This is a genomic window from Arsenophonus nasoniae DSM 15247, assembly GCF_000429565.1.
In the GTDB taxonomy this organism is placed as follows: Bacteria; Pseudomonadota; Gammaproteobacteria; order Enterobacterales; family Enterobacteriaceae; genus Arsenophonus; species Arsenophonus nasoniae.
Genome location: NZ_AUCC01000215.1, coordinates 1 through 1,669 on the forward strand (window position 1 = coordinate 1; position 1,669 = coordinate 1,669).

General features: G+C 31.2%; 4 protein-coding genes. 2 read left to right on the forward strand and 2 right to left on the reverse strand.

The annotated features are described in order from the left end of the window. Window positions 1–193 precede the first annotated feature (193 nt). Together G468_RS25000 and G468_RS0117615 are read left to right on the forward strand one after the other, a co-directional pair. Complete coding sequence (locus tag G468_RS25000; protein WP_246067562.1) at window positions 194–472, forward strand: hypothetical protein; 279 nt, start codon at window positions 194–196, stop codon at window positions 470–472. Beyond that, complete coding sequence (locus G468_RS0117615) at window positions 462–848, forward strand: acyl-CoA thioesterase (RefSeq protein WP_026824105.1); 387 nt, start codon at window positions 462–464, stop codon at window positions 846–848. Before G468_RS25000 ends, G468_RS0117615 begins: the two co-directional genes overlap by 11 nt. Before the next feature lie 45 nt (window positions 849–893). Here the strand turns inward: G468_RS0117615 and G468_RS0117620 are convergent, their stop codons facing one another. Then, the gene (locus G468_RS0117620; RefSeq protein WP_026824106.1) at window positions 894–1,163 is read right to left on the reverse strand and encodes a helix-turn-helix transcriptional regulator; all 270 of its coding nucleotides are present in this window, start codon (window positions 1,161–1,163) and stop codon (window positions 894–896) included. Then, window positions 1,153–1,669: helix-turn-helix transcriptional regulator (locus G468_RS21905; RefSeq protein WP_155847034.1), on the reverse strand; the 517-nt coding region annotated here is incomplete at its 5' end. The genes G468_RS21905 and G468_RS0117620, both read right to left, overlap by 11 nt.

A 1,669-nucleotide genomic window follows, 5' to 3' on the forward strand; every position in this document is an offset into this window, starting at 1 on the left:
ATTAACCTACTGCAGAGTATAAAACAGTACTCAACTCATTAACATCCCCGAAGCAGCACCGCTGCGCCGCTCACGCGTAGCGTGCTACGTTCTGATAGATAATCAAATAACAGATCATCAAAGTAACGGTTATGCTGGATGGGATAAGAAATTTTATTATGATGGATTACATAAAGATAGTCTTTTAATTAAAGTGGGTATCGAATTAACCAAAATAAAAGAAGGAGAAACAAGTACTGTTATATGGGATGATGTTTTAAAAACAGATCCAAAGAATAAAATAAAAGCATTACGAGAAAGTAATAATATTTATCATGGAATAAGTTTTATTTATGGTTTAAGTGAAAACATTAGCTTAAGTATAAATACTTGTACATCAAAAGATATAAAAAAAGAAGACTTTGAGAATTTTATTCTACCAATGCGTTTTGAGCTTTTGAATTTTTTTAAGGAATTAAATAATGTTTACTAAAGAATATCAAATAAAAGATGAACACTTGGATTTTCAAGGTGTTGTAGATGGACTATATTATCCTTTTTATATGGAATGGTGTAGGCATGCTTTTATGAAAGAATGTGCAAAATTAGATTTAGAAGAAGAATTTAAAAAAGGGCATATTCATACACTTTTAGAGTATTCAATTAAATTCAAAAAAAGCTTAAAAAAAGGCGATTTAATTAATGTGACTTGTTCTACACAGAAATCTGATAAGAAAAATAGGATTAACTTTTTTCAGCAAATACTTGTTGATAATATTGTATATGCAGAAGCCATTTTTACAGCAACTTGTATAATTAATGGAAGACCGACAGTACCTGATGAAGTTTTAAAAACAATTAACCAATAAATACAAAGCTATCCACATACTTTAATATGCGGATAGTTATTGATTTTACCGCCATATTTTCTCAATCGTATATAAGATATATGACTGTATTCTATTGTTGAATAATAACTTTAATTCAACCATTGAGTTAACCTGATACTTTTCTTTTATCCGTTTTAAATATTCACAAACGGTATTTACGCTAATATCAAGCTCAAGTGCTATTTGATCAATTTTATAGACATTACTGTACAGCACAAAAACTTTTAGTTGAGAAGGCGTTAGTTCAGGAAATATGGAATAATAATATGAAAAATTATTAGTTTTAAATACCATAAACCTCCCTAACCTTTGAATAATAGACAGTTGATATACATTTAGATTTCTCAATAAAATCTAATGGAATATAGCGCTCAAAGCCTTTCGATTTGCCAAAAGCTCTTAGCTGACAAGCAGAATGGACGTTGACTTTTCCGTAGATAGCCTTCAAATACGTTTCAGCCGTTGAAGGAAAAATACCTAACTTTCTAGCAATTTCCTTGCTACTCAAGCGATGCAACGCTAAAAACAAAACTTCCCACTCTTTAGCAGTAAACCGTTCGTTAGGTTTCTCCGTAGTAACTGAATAAGGCTGTCTACCTTCCACATATTCCATCGGTGACAAAAACAGGAATTCATGGGCGAGGAAGAAAGTGCCTAGATAGCTATTTTCACTACAAAAAATCGGTAAAAAATGGAATTGCCAAACTTTGGGCGCTTTGTTGTAATCAGATGGCAAATGGCATATTACGAAAAATGGGGATCTTTCAATCTGTACTTTTTCTATCAATGTTTTCATTTCA

Bases quoted from the DNA above. Each gene is read 5' to 3' on its own strand.
- G468_RS0117615 (WP_026824105.1), top strand. From the start codon at position 462: ATGTTTACTAAAGAATATCAAATAAAAGATGAACACTTGGATTTTCAA.
- G468_RS0117620 (WP_026824106.1), bottom strand. From the start codon at position 1,163: ATGGTATTTAAAACTAATAATTTTTCATATTATTATTCCATATTTCCT.